A 17,277-nucleotide genomic window follows, 5' to 3' on the forward strand; every position below is an offset into this window, starting at 1 on the left:
ATACTTAAATTGTACCCAAATCTTAGCGCTAGGGTGCAAATCCAGTAAGCGCTAAGATTTGCGGGTGGCAATACAAAGGTCATCTTTGACTCAGATGGTTACGGTTGGCCATAGGTATCCCCAAAAAGAAAGGCGGACTGGACACTGCCGAGCACCTGGTCCTCGAACACTTTCAACCCTGAGTCCCCATCCGCCGCACCGGCCACCACATGGAGGGGCAATAGGTGCTCCTCCCGTGGATGGGAGTCCCGTGCCCCCGGCGCACGGGCCCAATCGAGCAGCCGTGGTTCCCTTTGCGCGGGCGGCAAAGCCACGGTTTCCGCTAGCCAGGCATCGAAATGCTGCGAGGCGGGATCGAGGGCTGTGCCGCCGTGGCGCAATTGCGCCATATTGTGGTAGCTCATGCCACTGCCGACGATCAGCACCCCCTGGCGGCGAAGGGGCGCCAAGGCCTGGCCTGCCTTGAGGTGCTCGGCGGGGTCCAGGCCTGATCGTAGCGACAACTGCACCACCGGCACATCGGCCTCCGGGAAGGCCAGCTTCATGGGGATAAACACCCCGTGATCCAGACCTCGCTCATGGTCTTCGGCCACCGTAAAGCCCTCCGCCGCCAGCAGTGCGCCAACCTCCGCGGCCAACGCAGGAGCACCCGGTGCGGGCCAGGTGAGGCGGTAGGTATGGGCGGGGAAGCCCGCATAGTCGTAAAGCAGGCCGGGTTGGGCCTGGGCATTGACCGTGAAGACCGCGGCTTCCCACCAGCATGGTGGCAGCCGCCAGTCTTGCCGGTGGACCCCTGGTCCCGGTTCTCCCCGGGTGGGCCGTCGCCGCAGGTAAGCTCTATGCGATCAGTCTAAGTGGGTTGGAGGCCCCGGCGCGGGTGCGGCTATTTCGAGAGTTTATCCGCAGCGAACTCATGAACACGGCGGACTCGCGTGCCTAAGGGTTAAGCACAATTAACTTTGTTTAGACTTATTAATTAAATATCAGGGGCGAGGGCAATGGTGACTATACTCAGGCGGGCAATCTTTTCCGACTCATGACGGCGGTGCAAAAAGAGGCCCCATTTGCCAATACCGCGAGCGCCATGACTAGAGTACCAGAGGAGATTGCACGCCGCTGGATCGCCTATTGCACTAAAGCTGACCCGGACTATGGTAAGGGCGTTGCCAGGCAGCTTGGTATCGACGTGAGCAAAATTGCCTGAGTTTTTGGTCTATTGTTTTAACGAGCCCATGTATTATCTAAAGTTGGTGTAAGGTTGTTGCCTCCTTGTGGGATTTTCTGGTATCCCCCGGAATTTGGGGGCATAGTTAAAACTCTCAGGGTGACAATATGAAGAGAGGAGAAAGCGATGACAGAGAAGCCGTTTTTGACTGACATCAAAACACTGCGTGAGCGAGCCCGGCAGCATATCGAGCAGGGAGCAATAACGGCCAGCTATGGCGCTGATCGCAAAACGGTACTCAAGCTTTTGAACGAGGCATTGGCTACGGAAATTGTTTGTGTATTGCGTTACAAGCGCCACTATTATATGGCCGCAGGCCTCAATGCCCAGGGGGCGGCTACAGAATTTCTCGAGCATGCCAATGAGGAGCAAATGCATGCGGCTCAGATCGCCCAGCGTATTGTGCAACTTCATGGGGAACCAAACTTCTCGCCAGAGGGGCTGCTTTCTCGAAGTCATTCCGAGTACATCGAGGGGGAATCTCTTCTGGAGATGATAAAGGAGGATCTGGTTGCGGAGCGAATTGCCATCGACAGTTACCGAGAGATGGTGGCTTACCTTGGTGATGGTGACTCGACTACCCGTCGGATGCTAGAGGAAATTCTGGCCGTGGAGGAGCAACATGCCGACGATTTGGTAAGCCTCCTCGAAGAGTTCACTGGTTGATGGTTCCCGCGCTATTGGTTTCCCCTGTCGATTTTTCGCCAATGACGTTGCGAGGCCCTCTTTCATGAATTTAAATTGGTTGAGGTGCTGGATTTTTTTTGGATCAAGGGCCCCGCAAAATCAGTTCCCAGGGGTTTTACTGAGCCAATTTACACCATGCGAGACCATCTGAAGTGGGTAGGCCCGCAATCGTGTCCTTGTTGGCACCTTCAGTGCCATCGGTGAGTTCGCTCATGGGAAAGAAGGCAAGGCTATCTATCCCGTTGGTGGAGACATAGACCGTCTGTCCATCTGGTGCCACAATCGCACCCCAAGGTTCGCTGCCTTCACCCGTGCTAACCGTTTCGATGATTTTCTGGGTTCTTAGGTTGATGACCGTGATGGAGTCCAGGTCATGGTTGACGGCAATGAGGGTGTTGCCGTCAGGGCTGATGGCAAGGTCGGTGGGGAAGCCTGGATTGAGTGGCGTTCCGTTGGGGTTAGGGTCTGGGATTTTAGCGACCCGTTCTACGCGGTTGTCATCCACGCTGATTTTCCATACTTCGTGACTTGCCTGGGCAGCGATATAAACTGTTGATCCATCCGGCGCCGATACGATCCCATGGGGGCCATTGGCCGTATCCGCTGCCAGGGTCAGATACTTTGCTGTTGGCGAAGCCTCCGTCGGGTCGAAGACCGCAATGTCTTCACTGCGTGCCTTATTCGCCGTGCCTTTGCTGACACTGCCGTTGAGGGTAGCGTAAACGATATCGTCTCTTGGGGCGGCAATTGCCCAGGGACCGCTTGCGGTGGAGACTTTTGATGCTACCCGATTCTGTGTGGTATCGATGATACTCACCGCTGATTGGTCCTGGAGCGCGGCAAATACCTGAGAGCCATCGGGGGAGATTTCCACATGCCAGGGCGTGGCCTCCTCACCAAATTCCACGGTTTTCTTCACCTTGTCCGTCAATGTATCTACGATGCTCAGGTCGTTGGTTTCGGGATTGGTGATGTATGCTGTTGATCCATCCGGAGCGCAGATGACGTCGTGGGGTTTTCCTCCGACCAAAATGGTCCCCAGCCGGCGTTTCGACTCCGGATCAACTATCCCTAAAGCGTCCGGACCCTCCAGCGTTACATAAAGCTTAAGTGCACCGCTACCATTTTCTGGATCTAAAGCACCGGCTTCGGAGCTTGGTATCTGCCATATCCCACCCATCAACAAAGCAGCAAGAAAACCATAAGTTTTTTTCATCGCTCACCTCCTTGCCTTATTAACCAGTACCTCGTTGCAGTCGAGGCCATCATTGGGAAGTTTGCTCCAAAGTGGCCGAGCTGTAGCTATCTTCCAGGCTGGAGCATAAACCGGCTCCGGGTGCTAGCCCTTACCACTTAGAGAAGGGATGTTTTTGTATAGCTCCCCATATCCATATAAAGATAGTGGAAGGAAAGGAAATGATCTTATTTTCTTCTAGGGTTGGGTAATCAGACTAACAAGGATACTGCTAATCAATTTAGTCCGTTCCACGATTCCAATAAACTGGCCTGCTTCATTGACCACAGGCAAATTAGAGAGTTTTTGTTCTTCCATCTTCTTGAGGGCGTCGCGTTTACTGCTATTGGTGGATACAGAAACACGAATAAGGCCGTTCAAACGGTCAATTTCGCCTTCTTCGATGATATTTACAAAATCCAGGTTTTGCTGCTCTATCTGTTCCAAGAGGTTTCGACCTTAAAGCCTCCATTTACCTTAGAATTAATCAAAATCAGCAGTAGGAGGATAAGAAAGAATGAAGCGATTAATGCCCAGGTTTGTACAGGTTTGTATATGCATGAGGAATTGGTTTAATTTGAAGGGTGGGGATCCTATCGAAGCTCTGTATAGGCGAAATTTATCCTAGGCTCAGCTTAAGATTCTGTTATGTCATCGACAAAAGAGGAGAAATGAATGTGATCAGTAAAAGTATAAATCATAAACCCTTATGGTTTATTTTAGCCGTTAGCATGGGAATGATGGCTTGTGCCGTCGATGGGCGGTATGGTAACACGCAAAAAGGAGCTGCGGTGGGAACGGCGGGTGGCGCGGCTGCCGGCGCAGCTATTGGCGCGGCTATTGATGGGGGTAGTGGTGCTGGCTGGGGAGCTTTGGCAGGCGCAGTGGCTGGTGGATTAACGGGGTCGGCTGTGGGCTATATGAATGATCAGCAACGGGAGATGGAAGCCGCCTTAGCTGAGGAGAGGCGTCGCCATCAGCTAGAGATTCAGCGGTTGCAAGACGAGAGCTTGAAACTCGATATTCCTAGCGAAGTCTCCTTCGATCACGATAGCGCCTCTTTAAAACAGGCTTTCCTCCCTACCTTGGATAAAATCGCCGATGTCTTGAAAAAATATAACAAAACGGTGGTCCATGTGATCGGGCATACGGACAGCACTGGATCGGAGGAATATAATTTAGATTTGTCGGTACGACGTGCTGCAAATGTGGCCGTCTATTTAGAGCAGAAGGGGGTTCCATCGCCGCGCTTGAGTATCTATGGGGAAGGTGAAAGCCAACCCCGCGCAAGCAATGATACTGCAGCAGGGCGGCAACTCAATCGCCGGGTTGAGATTATTTTAAAGCCCATCCTGGAAGGTCAGGAGCATAAGGCTTTTGAGGCTCCCACAACTTCTCACCGCCCCTAATTTCAGGGCATAGGTTAACCCCTGCTAGTTATCAGTAGTAGGCACGGGTCTTGGACGGCGGTTCTCATCGAGGGCGACATAAACAAGGTGGGCTGAGGCAACCTGCTCGCAGGTGTCCTCTGCCCGATTCCGTTCGGCGTAGACGATGACTTCTACGGTAAGAGAAGTATGGCCCACCTTAATCACCTCTGCATAAAAGCTCACCAGATCATCCACGTAAACCGGTTGGATAAAGTTAAAATTCTTCACTGCCACGGTCACTATCCGGCCTCGGGCGCGGCGGAAAGCGACGATACTGCCGGCAATATCCGTCCAGGACATTAGCCAGCCGCCGAAAATATCCCCCGAGGCATTGGTGTCCGTAGGCCGGGCTAGAATGCGGAGCGATGGTTCACGATCCCGTGGTAATGTCATCTAATTAATGTCCCTCATATAAGGCACTGATTTGATTACGATAATGCTGGACTACCTGCTTGCGGCGGGCTTTGAGGGTCGCCGTAGCAAGGCCATTTTCTACGGTCCAGTGTTCCAGTGTCAAAGCAACTTGGCGGATGCGGGCATAGCCGGGAAATTGGTGGGTATGTTGTTCAATTCGTTCCAATACCGCCTCGATCACGGTAGGGTGCTTAAGGGATTCCTCTTGTTGAGGTTTAAGATTTAAATCATGGGCAAACTTGGTCCAGTGCTCCGGGTTCAACACTATCAGTGCGCTTAGGTAGGGTTTCCCTTCGCCGATGACCATGACTTGATCGAACAAGTGATCAGCGCCAATGGCCGCTTCCATTTCTCCAGGAGGGATTTTTTCGCCGTTAGCCAGCACGATAATCTCTTTAATGCGCCCGGTAATATAGATACGCCCCTGCTCGATACGGGCCTGGTCACCGGTATGCAGCCAACCTTCCTGGTCAATGGTTTTGGCCGTGGCTTTAGGGTTATCCCAGTACCCTAGCATGACCCCGGGGCTACGCACTAACAATTCATTATGTTCCCCGATACGGACTTCCACATCTTGCAAGGGGGTACCGACGCTTTTGGGATCATTTTTGTCCAAGGAATTGCCGCTGATCACGGGGCTGGCCTCGGTAAGGCCATATCCTTGGATAAGCGGTAGTCCCAGGGCAAGTAATTCCCGGGAGACACCAAAGGCCAGGGGGGCTCCTCCACAAACGACGACCCGGAGGCGCCCCCCGAGTTGAGCCAAAACTCGACGGCCTACGAGTGGCTGCAGGAGGGGCGCCAAAAGGCAGAGGGGGTGCCAATAGGCCTGTCCTTGTTGGTAATTGAACTGTCGCCATCCAGCAGCGACAGTGAGCCTAAACAGGGCTCGTTCCAATGGAGTTCTTTCTTGGAGCTCATGGTGGAGCTGGTTACGGATGCGCTCGAAGATGCGGGGCACGCTCACCAGGGCCGTGGGCTTGATGGTGACCAGATCTTCGGCCAATTTGGTGATGGAACGAGCATAGGTCACACAGGCCCCTGCCATCATGGGCAGATAATAACCCAGGGTACGCTCTAGGGCATGGGAGAGGGGCAAAAAGGAGAGAAACAAGTCATCGGGGTATACGGGCGATCTCTGCAAGCTGCTGTAGGCGTTCCAGAGGATATTACGGTGGCTCAGCATAACGCCTTTGGGTGCCCCCGTAGTTCCAGAAGTATAGACAATAGTGGCCAGGGCGTCAGGGTCGGCGGACTCAGGGTAAAATTTATCAGCCGTTTCGGGCAGCCAGTCTTTTAAGTAGCAGAGGCGTTTTTGCCCGCGGGCTTCATCAAGGGGATTCAAGGAGACCACCCGCACTAGTTTGCGTAATGCCCACCATTGCTTTATTTCCTGCCATTGATGGTGACCTTCGATCAAAAGCAGCTTGACTCCGGCATTTTTCAAAATATAACGGATATTGTCGGGGCGATCATTGATGTAAAGGGGCACCACCACCAGCCCTAAACTCAGGGCGGCCTGATCAAAGCATACCCATTCCTGGCAGTTGCGGAGCATCAGCGCGACCCGGTCCCCAGGGCTTAATTCTTCCTTGGATAATGCCGCCTGCCAGCGGGCCACTTCGGCGGCCATCTCAGCCCAAGTAGTCTCGCGCCATGCTTCCTCGGCGGGATCGAAATGTCGATAGGCGACAGCCTTGGGGGTATGCTGTACCCGTTTTCGAAACAGTCCTGCTAGGGTACCCGCGGTTTCTGGAGAAATAATATGGTTGAGGTTATTCCCCATAGCCTACAACGCCTTCCACCCTGGGCTGGGAGCAAAGCGGGTACCGTGTTGAGTTTCTAGCTCCTGTAGCCGTTGTCGGATTGTTGTTACCCCCTGGGTGTGCACATAGTGGAGGGGCCCCCCGCGGAAAGGGGCAAAGCCAATGCCAAAGATCATGCCGGCGTCGAGTAGATCGGCGTCTTCTACGACCCGGTCATGGAGGCAGGAGACGGCTTCGTTAATCATGGAGAGAATTAATCGGTCAGTGAGATCCTCTGGCGCTTGGTATTCCTGCGGGGGTTGGGGTTTTACCGGTTTTCCCTTTTTGTAGCTGTAAAATCCATTCCCGCTCTTTTTTCCCAGCTGTCCTTGTTGAACCTTAAGGCTGAGTTCTTGGGGGATTTGCTCGGCAGGCCTCAGTCTTTCAGCCACGGAGAGGCAGATATCGAGCCCCACGGTATCCGCAAGCTCAATGGGGCCCATAGGCATGCCGAAATCGACAGCAGCCTGATCGATAGTTAGACCGGGCACGCCTTCACTGAGCAGGCGCACGCCTTCCAGGAGATAAGGGGTGAGCACCCGATTAACCAAAAATCCCGGTAGGCTTTTTACGGGCAAGGGGAGGCGGCCAATCTGGCGGGCAAAGGCCGCAGCCCGTTCCACCTCTTCGGTTTTCGTGGTCTCGCCCCGCACCACTTCGATCAACTGCATTTTGGCGACGGGATTAAAGAAATGGAGCCCTACTAGGCGTTCCGGTTGGGGCAAGCTCTCAGCTAGGGTGTCCAGGGGAATACTGGAAGTATTGGTGGCCACTAAGGCCCCTGCTTTTAGCTTAGGCTCAATGGTTTGAAACAAGGATTGTTTGGCCTCTACATTCTCAAAGATGGCTTCAATCACCACATCGGCTTTGGCGAGTCCTTCCCCCCTCGGGTCAGGCATCAGCCGATCCATGGCGGCCTGGATCGGGCGTTGACCTTTGAGGCGCTTCTCAAATAATCCATGGGCACGCTTAATGGCGGGAGCAATACGTTCGGGAGATTGGTCCTGGAGGCTGACCTGAAGCTTTTGCAGGGCGCACCAGGCTGCGATGTCCCCCCCCATGGTTCCAGCGCCCACTACATGAACCTGCTGAGGCTTGGAAATACCCTGTTTTCCTAGGGATTTGAGCCGTTGTTGGAGGAGGAAAACCCGGATAAGGTTATTTGCCGTTTCGCTGGTGAGGAGGGAGGCAAGGGATTCGGCTTCAGCGGCGAGGCGCTGCTCGGTGGAACCTTGTTGCCTTTCCCACAGTTCTAATAAGGTGAAAGGGGCGGGGTAGTGAGTGGGGTTGACCCGTTTTTCCAGGCGGGAGCGTAATGTTTTGGTGACGAGCCGTCGCAGTGGCGGCTGCCCTATCAGCCGTTGCCAGAAAGGCGGACGGTGGGGAGGAGGCGATTTTTCTATGAGGGCGCGTGCAGCCCGCTGAAGGTGGCGGTGGGGGACGGCTTGATCAACCAGCCCTAGACGCGTTGCAGCACGAGCACTGAGGCTGCGCCCACTTAACATCATCTCCAGGGCGGGCAGGGTGCCGATGAGGGGGGGCAAGCGCACGGTACCGCCATAACCGGGATGGATTCCAAGCTTAACCTCAGGTAACCCGAGTTGAGTCTCTGAGCCCTCTGCCGCCACCCGGTAGCGGCAGGCAAGGGCCAGTTCCAACCCCCCTCCGAGGCAATAGCCATGGATAATGGCGACAGTGGGAAAAGGAAGATTGGCCAAGCGGTTAAAGATTTCATGGGTCCGCTGCACCCAGGTTCGGGCTTCGGCCACTTCATGAAGTGCGGTAAATTCGGTGATATCCGCCCCGGCAATAAAGCCTTGCTGTTTGCCGGAAAGGATAACCAAGCCTTTGGGATTTTCTGTGGCTAATTGGGTTAATTGCTGATCCAGGGCTTCCAGTACGGACTTGGATAACACATTGGTTTTCGTTTCGCTTTGATCAAGGTGTAGCCAGACAATGCCATCGGTATCTTTTTCCGCGTACCAATCTTTATTGTTATTCATTAGCTTATCCCCTTTCTAATAGCATAGCACCGCCCTGACCTCCACCAATGCAAATGGTGGCGATACCGCGCTGGCCATTGACGCGCTCCAAGGCGTGTAGCAAGTGCAGCACAATACGAGCACCACTGGCACCGACCGGGTGACCCAAGGCGACGGCACCCCCATCCACATTGAGCCGTTTTCGATCCAATTCGCCAAGGGCTTCTGCCAAGCCGAGTTCACTGCGGCAGTAGTCTGGATCCTGCCAAGCCCTCAAACAGGCCAGGACTTGGGCGGCAAAGGCTTCGTTCAATTCCCAAACATCCAGGTCATTAAGGTTGAGTTGATGGCGTTGCAGCAATGGGGTTGTGGCGTGTACAGGCCCCAGTCCCATCTGGGCTGGATCTAGCGCTGCCCACTGGCTGTCTATAATGCGCCCCATGACCGGAAGTTGATATTGATGAACAGCCTGCTCTGAAGCCAGTAGTAGCCAGCAAGCCCCATCAGTGACCTGGGCGCTATTGCCTGCGGTGACTAGGCCATAGGGGCGGTCAAAAACGGGTTTGAGCTTGCTAAGTTGGGCCATCGAGGTGTCGCGGCGTAGCCCATCATCGTGTTCAAAGATTTGACCATTGGAGGCGAATAGGGGACTTACCTCGCTTAACCAGCCGCTCTCTTGAGCGTGGGCCAAGCGCTGGTGGCTCTCAAGGGCGTAAGCATCCATAGTTTGGCGGTCGATGGCGAAGCGGTGGGCGAGAACCTCCGCCGTTTGTCCCATGGATAGCCCCACCACGGGGTCGGTCAACCCCCGCAATAGACCGATAATAGGGCGTAGATGGTAGGGACGTAAACGCCCTAGTAAGCGTAGCCGAGTGCTAAGGTTGCGGGCTCGGTTCCAGTCTCCTAACCAATCCACCAGGGGCCGGCTTAGCAGCACTGGTGCGTGACTCATGGCTTCCACGCCGCCAGCCAATACCAGGTCCGCACGGCCGTTGGCAATATCAAGAGCCGCACAATCAAGGGCTTGCATGCCGGAGGCACAATTGCGTTGTACGGTCCAAGCGGGGACCCGTTCATTAATCCCTAAGCGCAAGGCGGTGACCCGAGCGATATTGGCCTCATCCGGGCCGGGCATGACGCAGCCCAGAACGACCTCGCTTAGTACCTCGGGTTCGAAGGGCTGGCGGGCCAGTAGTGGACGGCCGGCGGCGACTGCTAGGTCCGCCGCCGTGAAGGGACCAGGTTTGCCCCGGGCCTTAAGGAATGGAGTCCGATTGCCATCGATAATATAAACAGGTCGGGGCAGGGAGCGTTGTCCACCTTGTTCCATGTTCGCCTCCATATTTTTATTAATTTTATCGGACAGTTATCCTCTAAGATGACTTTCTTTCAGGTTTGGTTCCCCCTTCCAGGCAACCAGACTTCATGTGATGAAGAGGACATAAAGAGGATTATGTTTATCCGTCTGTTTTTCCATTTAAGCGGAAGACCCCCGCCAACCAGCTCAGAGCACTAGAACGGGTAGCAGGTGCTGGGGGTTGTGGGGTGGTTGGCTGAGGCTGAGAGCCAACGCCATATTCATTATGAACCATCGCCCCATGTACCCAAGGCAAATTGCGATAGGCAGCAAGTTCTTCAAGGTCGAACAAGGGATGTTTAATCACATCAAAATAAGGAGAAAAATCAAAATCTTGCGGCGTGTATAAGCGGGTGTTGCGCTTATAGAAACGCAGCTTACCATTATCGAGTTGCTGTACAATAGGCAGAACAGGGAAATGAACTGCACCGAAGGCCTCGGCCAGCATGGATGAGCAAATAGTGCGCTTGGCATGGCCCGGCGCCAACACGAACAGCGTTGAACGCCAGCGTCGTGGCAAAATACTGTAAGGAAATAGAAAGCGAGCCAAGTCTAGCAGGTGGCGCACATCATAATCATGGCCCAGGCGGTTTGCGGCATGCCTGATGACCCGCCAAGCATCCGTGCGGGAAAGGCCCCGAGGACGACAGATTCGCAAGTGTTCGTGGCGGTATTCGGTGAGCGGATTGATAACCGTACCTTGACCAATCAGAGCCTCAATCAGGAGAGGTTCATGGGCTTCCACTTCACAATGGCGTGCAATATGGGCACGCAGCTGGGAATCATTAATATCCAATAGGCGGCCCACATAAAGGGCTGAATGGGTCCAGGGACTCTGGGTGATAAGCTTGATAATCTCACTAATCCGAGTATGACCTTCGACCAATAAGACATCGCCGGGCCGTAATTCTTCGACTAGCCGTTCGAAGTGCACCAGCGGAGCACGTTCAGATTGTGGTTTGATTTCTCTAACCAGCCAGCCGGTGACCTTGTCGATCAACCACTGTTTCAGGTTTCCCATAAGGTTCACTCTTAAATCAAATCTAAATAGAAGAATAGACTATATCAATATTAGGTTTGACGGTAATTTGACGGAAAAGTTACAAAGCGGCGAGAAAATTGCACTAAACGGGGGTTCGAGTATCGCCCTACTACGACAACTATGGATTTAGGGGCTGGTGCGCGACGCCGGTAAGGGCTGCTGAGAGGCTTTGGGGCAAGGAAATGAGTTTTCCCGACTAGTTACGATAGAAATATTGAAGGAAGGGAATATTGAAGGAAGGGAATAATTAGGGAGACATACTATTTACCTTAGATTTGCTATCCTTCGCCCGTTTTGGTCTTGGGCAGTGTAGGATTGGCCCATCTTAGTCTGATTTTTTTCTGTTAAGCAGCCGATACATTTTATACCAATCAATTTTTTATCTCCATTTATTAATGCTTTCTTTGATATTTACAATTGCTTTTATTGTGATGGTGTTAACTGGATGATACAAAAAAATATGCAATTTCCGATTTATTATCGTTTTTTTAAAATAATAATATTAAATAACAAGAGTATAAGTTTTGGCACATTTTTTGATTTAATTTCAAAGGCGCGTACCCATAATCTTTATCATGCTAGCTAACAGAGCGGTATGATTTATCTATAAATTATTGTCATCAATAGATGATTTGGTCCTAGTCTCAATGATAAAAAAGCCACGCTTGCTGGCCCCGAATAAGCCCAAAATGTTGGTGGTCTTATGGGATGAAGCAGGAGCGAGCCATTACCGGAGGCAGAATAATAAAAAAGCAAACACAGAAGATAAAACAAACCGCATTGAAGGATCTCAACCGGTGAGGCAGTGATTTTTGATCAGCTTAATTTTTAGCTAACCTGCGATGTGATTTAAATGAATTCCATTTTTAGATGGCCTGCTTTTTTGCTTTTGTGGCTGATGGTAATCGGTATGTTTGCGTATGCTCAGACGGAAGTATCCGTTACGCAGAGCACTCATTCTTTAGAGTCGATAAAAACCCAAACCAGGGCCCCCCTAAACTCTGTTTTGCCTGTCTATGGCTACCGAATTATTAATAGTTACCCCCATGATCCCACTGCTTTTACTCAAGGATTAATCTTTGATGGGGGGGTGCTCTATGAAAGTACGGGAAAATGGGGTAAATCCACTTTAAGAAAAGTAGAGTTGGAGACCGGAAATGTATTGCAAGAATACCTTTTACCAAGACGTTTTTTTGGGGAGGGGTTGACCCTTTGGCAGGGCAAATTAATCCAACTGACTTGGCAAGCCAGAGTTGGATTTGTCTATGATAAAGAAACTTTTAATCCCCTTTATGGATTTTTTTATTCTATGGAAGGCTGGGGTATTACCCATGATAATCGGCACCTTATTATGAGCGATGGTAGCTCAACTCTTTATTTCTTAAGTCCAGAAAATTTACAATTGGTAAAGAGCATTAAAGTTTATGACGACGATACCCCCATTGCAAACCTTAATGAGCTGGAGTATGTGAAAGGGGAAATCTATGCCAATATTTGGTTGACCGATTATATTGCCAGGATTTCACCTGAAACAGGCCAGGTGTTGGGATGGATAAATCTTAAAGCGCTGTTGGGCGAAGCGGAGCAGACCTTGTCTGCCGGTGTGCTTAATGGGATTGCTTATGACAATAAGCAGGATCGGCTTTTCGTGACAGGAAAATATTGGCCAAGGTTATTTGAGATTAAGTTGACCAAAAGATAATAATTTTAGCCCGTACTTTGCATAGCGGCTGCAATACCGTTGAGGCTGAGAAAAAGCGCTTGCCTTAGTAGCCCTTTCTCATTTTCTGGGGCTTGCCGATAGCGTTTCATAAGTTCGATCTGCAGAAGATTAAGGACATCCGTGTAAGGGTTCCGAAAGATAATGGTTTTTTGAATAGTGGGGGTGTTGTCAAGCAATTCCTGTTGTCCACTCATCTCCAAAATGATTTTTCTTGCCTTTTCAAAGTCTGCCACAATAATATCGTGGAATCTTGTTTCATTTTGGTTAGCTAGCCGGGCATAATGAGAGGCTGTTTTAAGACGTGCCCGTGCCATCTCCCGTTGGGCGTCATCAATCACGGTATTAAAGAAAGGCCATTGTTGATACATTTTCTGGAGGGTTTCTTGCAGTGTTTCATCTCCCATTATTTTTTGTAATGCCTGGCCGAGGCCAAACCAGCCAGGGACAAGATAACGGGTTTGGGTCCAAGCGAATACCCAAGGGATAGCACGCAGATTTTTGAAATCCACCTCTGTTGCGGAAGTGCGGGAGATGGGACGGGAGGCGATGGGAAGATGGCTAATGTGCTCGATAGGCGTGACTTGGGTATACCAGGACCAAAATCCGTCCTGCTCAATGAGTGTGCGATAGGCTCCCATTGCCTGCTGAGCGATACGCTCCATGAGGTCCTCATGGTAGCTATCATCACTGGGTTTATCGCCAGATTGGGCTGCAACAGCGGTTGCCTGAATCATCGCGTTGACGATCTGTTCGGTATGGCGCCGGGCCATAGCGGGTAGCGCATAACGGAACGAGATCACCTCCCCTTGTTCGGTGAAACGAATACGGCCATTATGAACCGCTGGTGGCATTGCCAGGATCGCTGTCTGGCTAGTTCGACCACCACCACGGCCCACTGTCCCTCCTCGGCCATGAAATAACCGGAAGTCGATTTTTTGCTGGTGGCATAACTTTCCTAGGCGTTTCTGGGCTTTATGCAAAGCCCAATTAGCCATCCAATACCCCCCGTCTTTACTGCTATCGGAATAACCAAGCATGATTTCTTGGAAATGACCCCGCGCTGCGATTTGTTGCCGGTAAATAGGGTGCTTTATGAGGGCAAGCATGCGCTTATCGGCAGCTTCTAAAGCTTCGATAGTTTCAAAAAGAGGGACAAAATCAAGGGGGCAGATGACTTTTCCATCCTGTAGCTGCCACAATTGCGCTTCCTTGGCAAGTAGCATTACCTCTAGCAAATCGCTTATAGTGTGAGTCATACTGATGACATAGCTGCCAATGGCTTCAGGTTCCTGGGCAATGGCGTCCCGGATAACGGCGAAAGTTTCCAGGACTTGTTGGGTGGACTCGGGAAGCACGCTGTTTGGTACGCGGAGTGGATGGGGTTTCTGCAGCTGAGCGCTTAATACTGCTAACCGTTCTTTTTCCGAGAGGGCTAGGTAATCTCTGGTTATCCCCGCTATTTGTAATAAAGCTGCAACGGCTTTTTCATGGATATGGCTGTGTTGTCGCACGTCTAGTGCGGCTAGATGAAAACCAAAAGTTTGGGTAAGTATTAAGAGGCGACCCAGCCTCCCATGCCGGGAAATTTTGCCAAAACCACTCTCTTCAAGGCATCGTTTGAGCAGTTGCAGATCTTCAATAAAACGTTTGCTATTATAAGTATTTTCCCCTGTCTCTGTCTGATTGGGTGGTTTAAGTAATTTCCCAAGCCGGGCCATCATGTAGCTTATTTTGAGGCGATAAGGTTCACGCTGTAGCTGTTCGCTAAATTTATGGCCTAAAGTGGTTTCTCTTGCGTCCTGTTCTAGGGAACGGTACAAGGCTGGGGGAATCCCAACCTGTCGCTCGGAAAGGCTGAGTTCGTGATAGAGTTCCTGTAATTCGGTACAGTAGCGACGCAGTGCGGTTTCTCGATGCGTTATGATTGTCCAGCGGGTAATCTCGGGGGTAACATGGGGATTACCATCCCGGTCGCCGCCAATCCAGGAGCGGTAATGTAAAAAAGGGGGAAAATCAGGCGCCTCGCCATAATATTGCTGCAGAGCGCGTTGCGTATCCCGGTAGATTTGTACGGCTACTTCCCAGATAGCAATGCGCATGAAATAGAGTCCTTGGTGAATTTCCTGCTTGACTGTAGGACGTTCGGCACGCACCTCATCAGTCGCCAGTAGAAGCGCGATTTGGTTGTAGAGATCATCCAATATCCGCTCTGTTTCCGGCGGTGTTGTGCTGCTATATTGATTTAATCCTGCAAGCAAGCCACTGATACGCTGCTGTTTAAATAAGATGCTACGGCGTCTTGCCTCTGTAGGGTGAGCAGTCAATGTCGGTTGAATATCTAGTTGTCCTAGAAGTTGTAAGACTTGTTCCCGTGCATAGCCTTGTTTTTGCAAATGATGAATAGCCTCATCGATGGATTCTGGACGTGGTTTATCAATACGGCTTTGCCGTACCCGTTCCCAATTAATACGGATAATTTCCTGTTGTTCGGCTTGATTGGCGAGATGGAAAAATGAGGTATAGGCATGTAATAACCAAACAATTTGGTCACGGCTAAGTTTCTGGATCTGGGTATCGGCCCCTTCGCATAGAGTAGCGTTATCTTGGGTATCCACTTGCCCACATAGCTGATGAAGCTTCCCCATAAGATTCAGCATCTTGGGGCCTGCCTGGTCTCGGATTGCCTGCTCTAGCAGAGTCCCTAGCAAAGTTAATTGTTTGGCAAGTGGTTCTGACAGGCCACTTTCTTCGGCTTTGATGTCTAACTTATACTCGTGCTTCATGATCTTATCTGTAAAAGGGAATTATCCCAGGTGGCGCTATAATTGCTGCCGTCTTACGAAAGAATAGACTTTCTCCACCAGGGCGTTCCAAAAGAGCCAATAGGTGAAGAGGAGAAACTTATTGCTAGAATGTAAATGTTAATCCTGATTTGAGGAGGACCCCCATGGCTTCAAGAGCGACCTGGACGGGTCACCTAAAGCTCTCCCTGATTTCTATTCCAGTGCGGTTGTACTGTGCTGTCAGTAGCCAGAGTCGCATTAGGCTTCATCTACTCCACCAGGACTGCGGTCAGCGCATTCATTATCGGTCTGCTTGCCCTAAGCATGGGATTGTAAACCGGGAGGAGGTCGTCAAAGGTTATGAATATGAGCAGGATAAGTACGTCATTATTGACGAGCAGTTGCTAGAAGATATCAAACTAGAGACCACCAAGGTCATCGAAGTAGTCCAATTTATCAATGCTTCAGAACTCGATCCGATTTTTCTGAATATCCCCTATTACCTTGTTCCGGAAGGCCCGGTTGCAGAAGAGGGAATTAGTGTGTTACGCCAAGGGATGCGCTATAGCAAAAAAATAGCCATAGGTCAGGTGGTAATGGGAGGACATGAGCATACCGTGGCTATTGCCCCCCGTGATAAGGGTCTGTTACTTTCCACTTTGCACTATGCAGAGGAGATACATCCTGCGGAGACCTATTTCCAGGGCGTTGAAGACAAGCCGGTTGATCGGGAACAGTTGGTGTTGGCCGTGCAGCTCATGGAGAATCGAACGATACCCTTTGACCCCACTCAGTTTTGGGATAGGTACAATGAGTCCTTAAGGGATGTCATTGAAGCTAAGATAAAAGGTACCCAGCCAGAAACGGTTCAAAGGTCGGAACTGAGCGAGACAGAGAACTTTATGGAGGCACTTAAAGAGAGTGCAGCCGAAGTGGGAAAAGAGAGGTTTCCAGCAGGCATCAAGGGTACCTAGGAAATCTATAACAGGGCCGAGTTAGACAAAAATTATGAGTAAACGCCAACCAGAAATTTACATCAGTACAGATATCGAAGCGGATGGGCCGATTCCAGGACCCCACTCCATGCTGAGCATTGGCTCGGCAGCTTATTTACCCGACAAAACATTGATTGCTACTTACTCGGCAAACCTGAAGACATTGGTGGGGGCCAGCAGTGACCCCAATACTATGCGCTGGTGGAGTCAGTTTCCAGAGGCCTGGAATGCTTGTCGTAGAGAGCCCCGAGCGCCGGAGGAGGTCATGCCTGAATACGTGGCATGGGTCCAATCCTTACCTGGGAAACCTATATTTATAGGTTGGCCGGCTTCATGGGATTTTATGTGGGTCTACTGGTATATCACCCGCTTTACGGGACAACGTCCCTTCAGTGAATTCGCGTTGGACATTAGATCTTACGCGATGGGGATGCGGAAAAGCGAATTCTGCAAAACGGGCAAGCATTATCTCCCGAAGCGCTGGTTCGACGATTTGCCCCATACCCACGTGGCATTGGATGATGCTCTGGCGCAAGGGGCGCTATTTTGTAATATGTTGACGGAAAATACCACGGGAGTTGATTAACGTGTGACTGGAGG

At 51.3% G+C, this 17,277-nt stretch carries 16 protein-coding genes; 7 read left to right on the forward strand and 9 right to left on the reverse strand.

Annotated elements, in window-relative coordinates:
- Nucleotides 1-98: 98 nt before the first annotated feature.
- Nucleotides 99-830, reverse strand: a complete 732-nt coding sequence (locus NHAL_RS12045; RefSeq protein ID WP_338040073.1) for a DODA-type extradiol aromatic ring-opening family dioxygenase — start codon at nucleotides 828-830, stop codon at nucleotides 99-101.
- Here NHAL_RS12045 and NHAL_RS12050 point away from each other — a divergent pair.
- The 3 genes from NHAL_RS12050 to NHAL_RS12055 all read left to right on the forward strand — a co-directional run bounded on the left by NHAL_RS12050 (nucleotide 761) and on the right by NHAL_RS12055 (nucleotide 1,891).
- A complete protein-coding gene (locus NHAL_RS12050; RefSeq protein ID WP_041354924.1) occupies nucleotides 761-940 on the forward strand; it encodes a type 2 periplasmic-binding domain-containing protein in 180 nt (59 codons plus the stop codon). The two genes, NHAL_RS12045 and NHAL_RS12050, sit on opposite strands and share 70 nt — an antisense overlap.
- Before the next feature lie 42 nt (nucleotides 941-982).
- Nucleotides 983-1,204 carry a catalase-related domain-containing protein gene (locus NHAL_RS20500; protein WP_275261119.1) on the forward strand — a complete coding sequence of 74 codons (222 nt, stop codon included), beginning with the start codon at nucleotides 983-985 and terminating at the stop codon, nucleotides 1,202-1,204.
- A gap of 147 nt (nucleotides 1,205-1,351) precedes the next feature.
- Nucleotides 1,352-1,891 carry a ferritin-like domain-containing protein gene (locus tag NHAL_RS12055; RefSeq protein WP_013033418.1) on the forward strand — a complete coding sequence of 180 codons (540 nt, stop codon included), beginning with the start codon at nucleotides 1,352-1,354 and terminating at the stop codon, nucleotides 1,889-1,891.
- A gap of 136 nt (nucleotides 1,892-2,027) precedes the next feature.
- Here NHAL_RS12055 and NHAL_RS12060 read toward each other — a convergent pair whose 3' ends face one another.
- Together NHAL_RS12060 and NHAL_RS12065 are read right to left on the reverse strand one after the other, a co-directional pair.
- Nucleotides 2,028-3,128, reverse strand: a complete 1,101-nt coding sequence (locus NHAL_RS12060) for a YncE family protein (protein ID WP_013033419.1) — start codon at nucleotides 3,126-3,128, stop codon at nucleotides 2,028-2,030.
- Nucleotides 3,129-3,344: 216 nt separating this feature from the next.
- Nucleotides 3,345-3,593 (reverse strand): CBS domain-containing protein, encoded by a 249-nt coding sequence (locus NHAL_RS12065; RefSeq protein WP_013033420.1) that lies wholly within the window; start codon nucleotides 3,591-3,593, stop codon nucleotides 3,345-3,347.
- 224 nt (nucleotides 3,594-3,817) lie between these two features.
- Here NHAL_RS12065 and NHAL_RS12070 point away from each other — a divergent pair, with 224 nt between their 5' ends.
- Nucleotides 3,818-4,555 (forward strand): YiaD family glycine zipper/OmpA-like lipoprotein, encoded by a 738-nt coding sequence (locus NHAL_RS12070; RefSeq protein ID WP_238985344.1) that lies wholly within the window; start codon nucleotides 3,818-3,820, stop codon nucleotides 4,553-4,555.
- 24 nt (nucleotides 4,556-4,579) lie between these two features.
- Here NHAL_RS12070 and NHAL_RS12075 read toward each other — a convergent pair whose 3' ends face one another.
- The 5 genes from NHAL_RS12075 to NHAL_RS12095 all read right to left on the reverse strand — a co-directional run bounded on the left by NHAL_RS12075 (nucleotide 4,580) and on the right by NHAL_RS12095 (nucleotide 11,155).
- Complete coding sequence (locus NHAL_RS12075; RefSeq protein WP_013033422.1) at nucleotides 4,580-4,969, reverse strand: acyl-CoA thioesterase; 390 nt, start codon at nucleotides 4,967-4,969, stop codon at nucleotides 4,580-4,582.
- A gap of 4 nt (nucleotides 4,970-4,973) precedes the next feature.
- Nucleotides 4,974-6,776 carry an AMP-dependent synthetase/ligase gene (locus NHAL_RS12080; protein WP_013033423.1) on the reverse strand — a complete coding sequence of 601 codons (1,803 nt, stop codon included), beginning with the start codon at nucleotides 6,774-6,776 and terminating at the stop codon, nucleotides 4,974-4,976.
- 3 nt (nucleotides 6,777-6,779) lie between these two features.
- Complete coding sequence (locus NHAL_RS12085; protein ID WP_013033424.1) at nucleotides 6,780-8,798, reverse strand: 3-hydroxyacyl-CoA dehydrogenase NAD-binding domain-containing protein; 2,019 nt, start codon at nucleotides 8,796-8,798, stop codon at nucleotides 6,780-6,782.
- A 4-nt stretch (nucleotides 8,799-8,802) separates the two neighbouring features.
- Nucleotides 8,803-10,107 (reverse strand): acetyl-CoA C-acetyltransferase, encoded by a 1,305-nt coding sequence (locus tag NHAL_RS12090; RefSeq protein WP_013033425.1) that lies wholly within the window; start codon nucleotides 10,105-10,107, stop codon nucleotides 8,803-8,805.
- Between the two features lie 127 nt (nucleotides 10,108-10,234).
- Nucleotides 10,235-11,155, reverse strand: coding sequence for a YiiX/YebB-like N1pC/P60 family cysteine hydrolase (locus NHAL_RS12095; protein ID WP_013033426.1), 921 nt, complete (start codon nucleotides 11,153-11,155; stop codon nucleotides 10,235-10,237).
- 931 nt (nucleotides 11,156-12,086) lie between these two features.
- Here NHAL_RS12095 and NHAL_RS12100 point away from each other — a divergent pair.
- On the forward strand, nucleotides 12,087-12,878 hold the full coding sequence (locus tag NHAL_RS12100; RefSeq protein WP_238985345.1) for a glutaminyl-peptide cyclotransferase: 792 nt from the start codon (nucleotides 12,087-12,089) through the stop codon (nucleotides 12,876-12,878).
- Between the two features lie 5 nt (nucleotides 12,879-12,883).
- Here the strand turns inward: NHAL_RS12100 and ppc are convergent, their stop codons facing one another.
- Nucleotides 12,884-15,682, reverse strand: a complete 2,799-nt coding sequence (gene ppc, locus NHAL_RS12105) for a phosphoenolpyruvate carboxylase (RefSeq protein ID WP_013033428.1) — start codon at nucleotides 15,680-15,682, stop codon at nucleotides 12,884-12,886.
- Nucleotides 15,683-15,846: 164 nt separating this feature from the next.
- On the opposite strand from ppc, the gene ku reads away from it, so the two are divergent.
- Nucleotides 15,847-16,656: a non-homologous end joining protein Ku gene (ku, locus tag NHAL_RS12110; protein WP_013033429.1), complete on the forward strand. Its 810-nt coding sequence runs from the start codon at nucleotides 15,847-15,849 to the stop codon at nucleotides 16,654-16,656.
- Between the two features lie 34 nt (nucleotides 16,657-16,690).
- The gene (locus tag NHAL_RS12115) at nucleotides 16,691-17,263 is read left to right on the forward strand and encodes an exonuclease (RefSeq protein ID WP_013033430.1); all 573 of its coding nucleotides are present in this window, start codon (nucleotides 16,691-16,693) and stop codon (nucleotides 17,261-17,263) included.
- The last annotated feature ends 14 nt before the right edge of the window (nucleotides 17,264-17,277 follow it).

The organism is Nitrosococcus halophilus Nc 4, assembly GCF_000024725.1.
Lineage (GTDB): Bacteria > Pseudomonadota > Gammaproteobacteria > Nitrosococcales > Nitrosococcaceae > Nitrosococcus > Nitrosococcus halophilus.

Excerpts from the sequence above, each read along its gene's own strand:
- NHAL_RS12090 (WP_013033425.1), bottom strand. The coding sequence starts at position 10,107 with ATGGAACAAGGTGGACAACGCTCCCTGCCCCGACCTGTTTATATTATC.
- NHAL_RS12060 (WP_013033419.1), bottom strand. The coding sequence starts at position 3,128 with ATGAAAAAAACTTATGGTTTTCTTGCTGCTTTGTTGATGGGTGGGATA.
- ku (WP_013033429.1), top strand. The coding sequence starts at position 15,847 with ATGGCTTCAAGAGCGACCTGGACGGGTCACCTAAAGCTCTCCCTGATT.
- NHAL_RS12075 (WP_013033422.1), bottom strand. The coding sequence starts at position 4,969 with ATGACATTACCACGGGATCGTGAACCATCGCTCCGCATTCTAGCCCGG.
- NHAL_RS12055 (WP_013033418.1), top strand. The coding sequence starts at position 1,352 with ATGACAGAGAAGCCGTTTTTGACTGACATCAAAACACTGCGTGAGCGA.
- NHAL_RS12050 (WP_041354924.1), top strand. The coding sequence starts at position 761 with ATGGTGGCAGCCGCCAGTCTTGCCGGTGGACCCCTGGTCCCGGTTCTC.
- NHAL_RS12095 (WP_013033426.1), bottom strand. The coding sequence starts at position 11,155 with ATGGGAAACCTGAAACAGTGGTTGATCGACAAGGTCACCGGCTGGCTG.
- NHAL_RS12080 (WP_013033423.1), bottom strand. The coding sequence starts at position 6,776 with ATGGGGAATAACCTCAACCATATTATTTCTCCAGAAACCGCGGGTACC.
- NHAL_RS12085 (WP_013033424.1), bottom strand. The coding sequence starts at position 8,798 with ATGAATAACAATAAAGATTGGTACGCGGAAAAAGATACCGATGGCATT.
- NHAL_RS12100 (WP_238985345.1), top strand. The coding sequence starts at position 12,087 with ATGTTTGCGTATGCTCAGACGGAAGTATCCGTTACGCAGAGCACTCAT.
- ppc (WP_013033428.1), bottom strand. The coding sequence starts at position 15,682 with ATGAAGCACGAGTATAAGTTAGACATCAAAGCCGAAGAAAGTGGCCTG.
- NHAL_RS12070 (WP_238985344.1), top strand. The coding sequence starts at position 3,818 with ATGAATGTGATCAGTAAAAGTATAAATCATAAACCCTTATGGTTTATT.
- NHAL_RS12115 (WP_013033430.1), top strand. The coding sequence starts at position 16,691 with ATGAGTAAACGCCAACCAGAAATTTACATCAGTACAGATATCGAAGCG.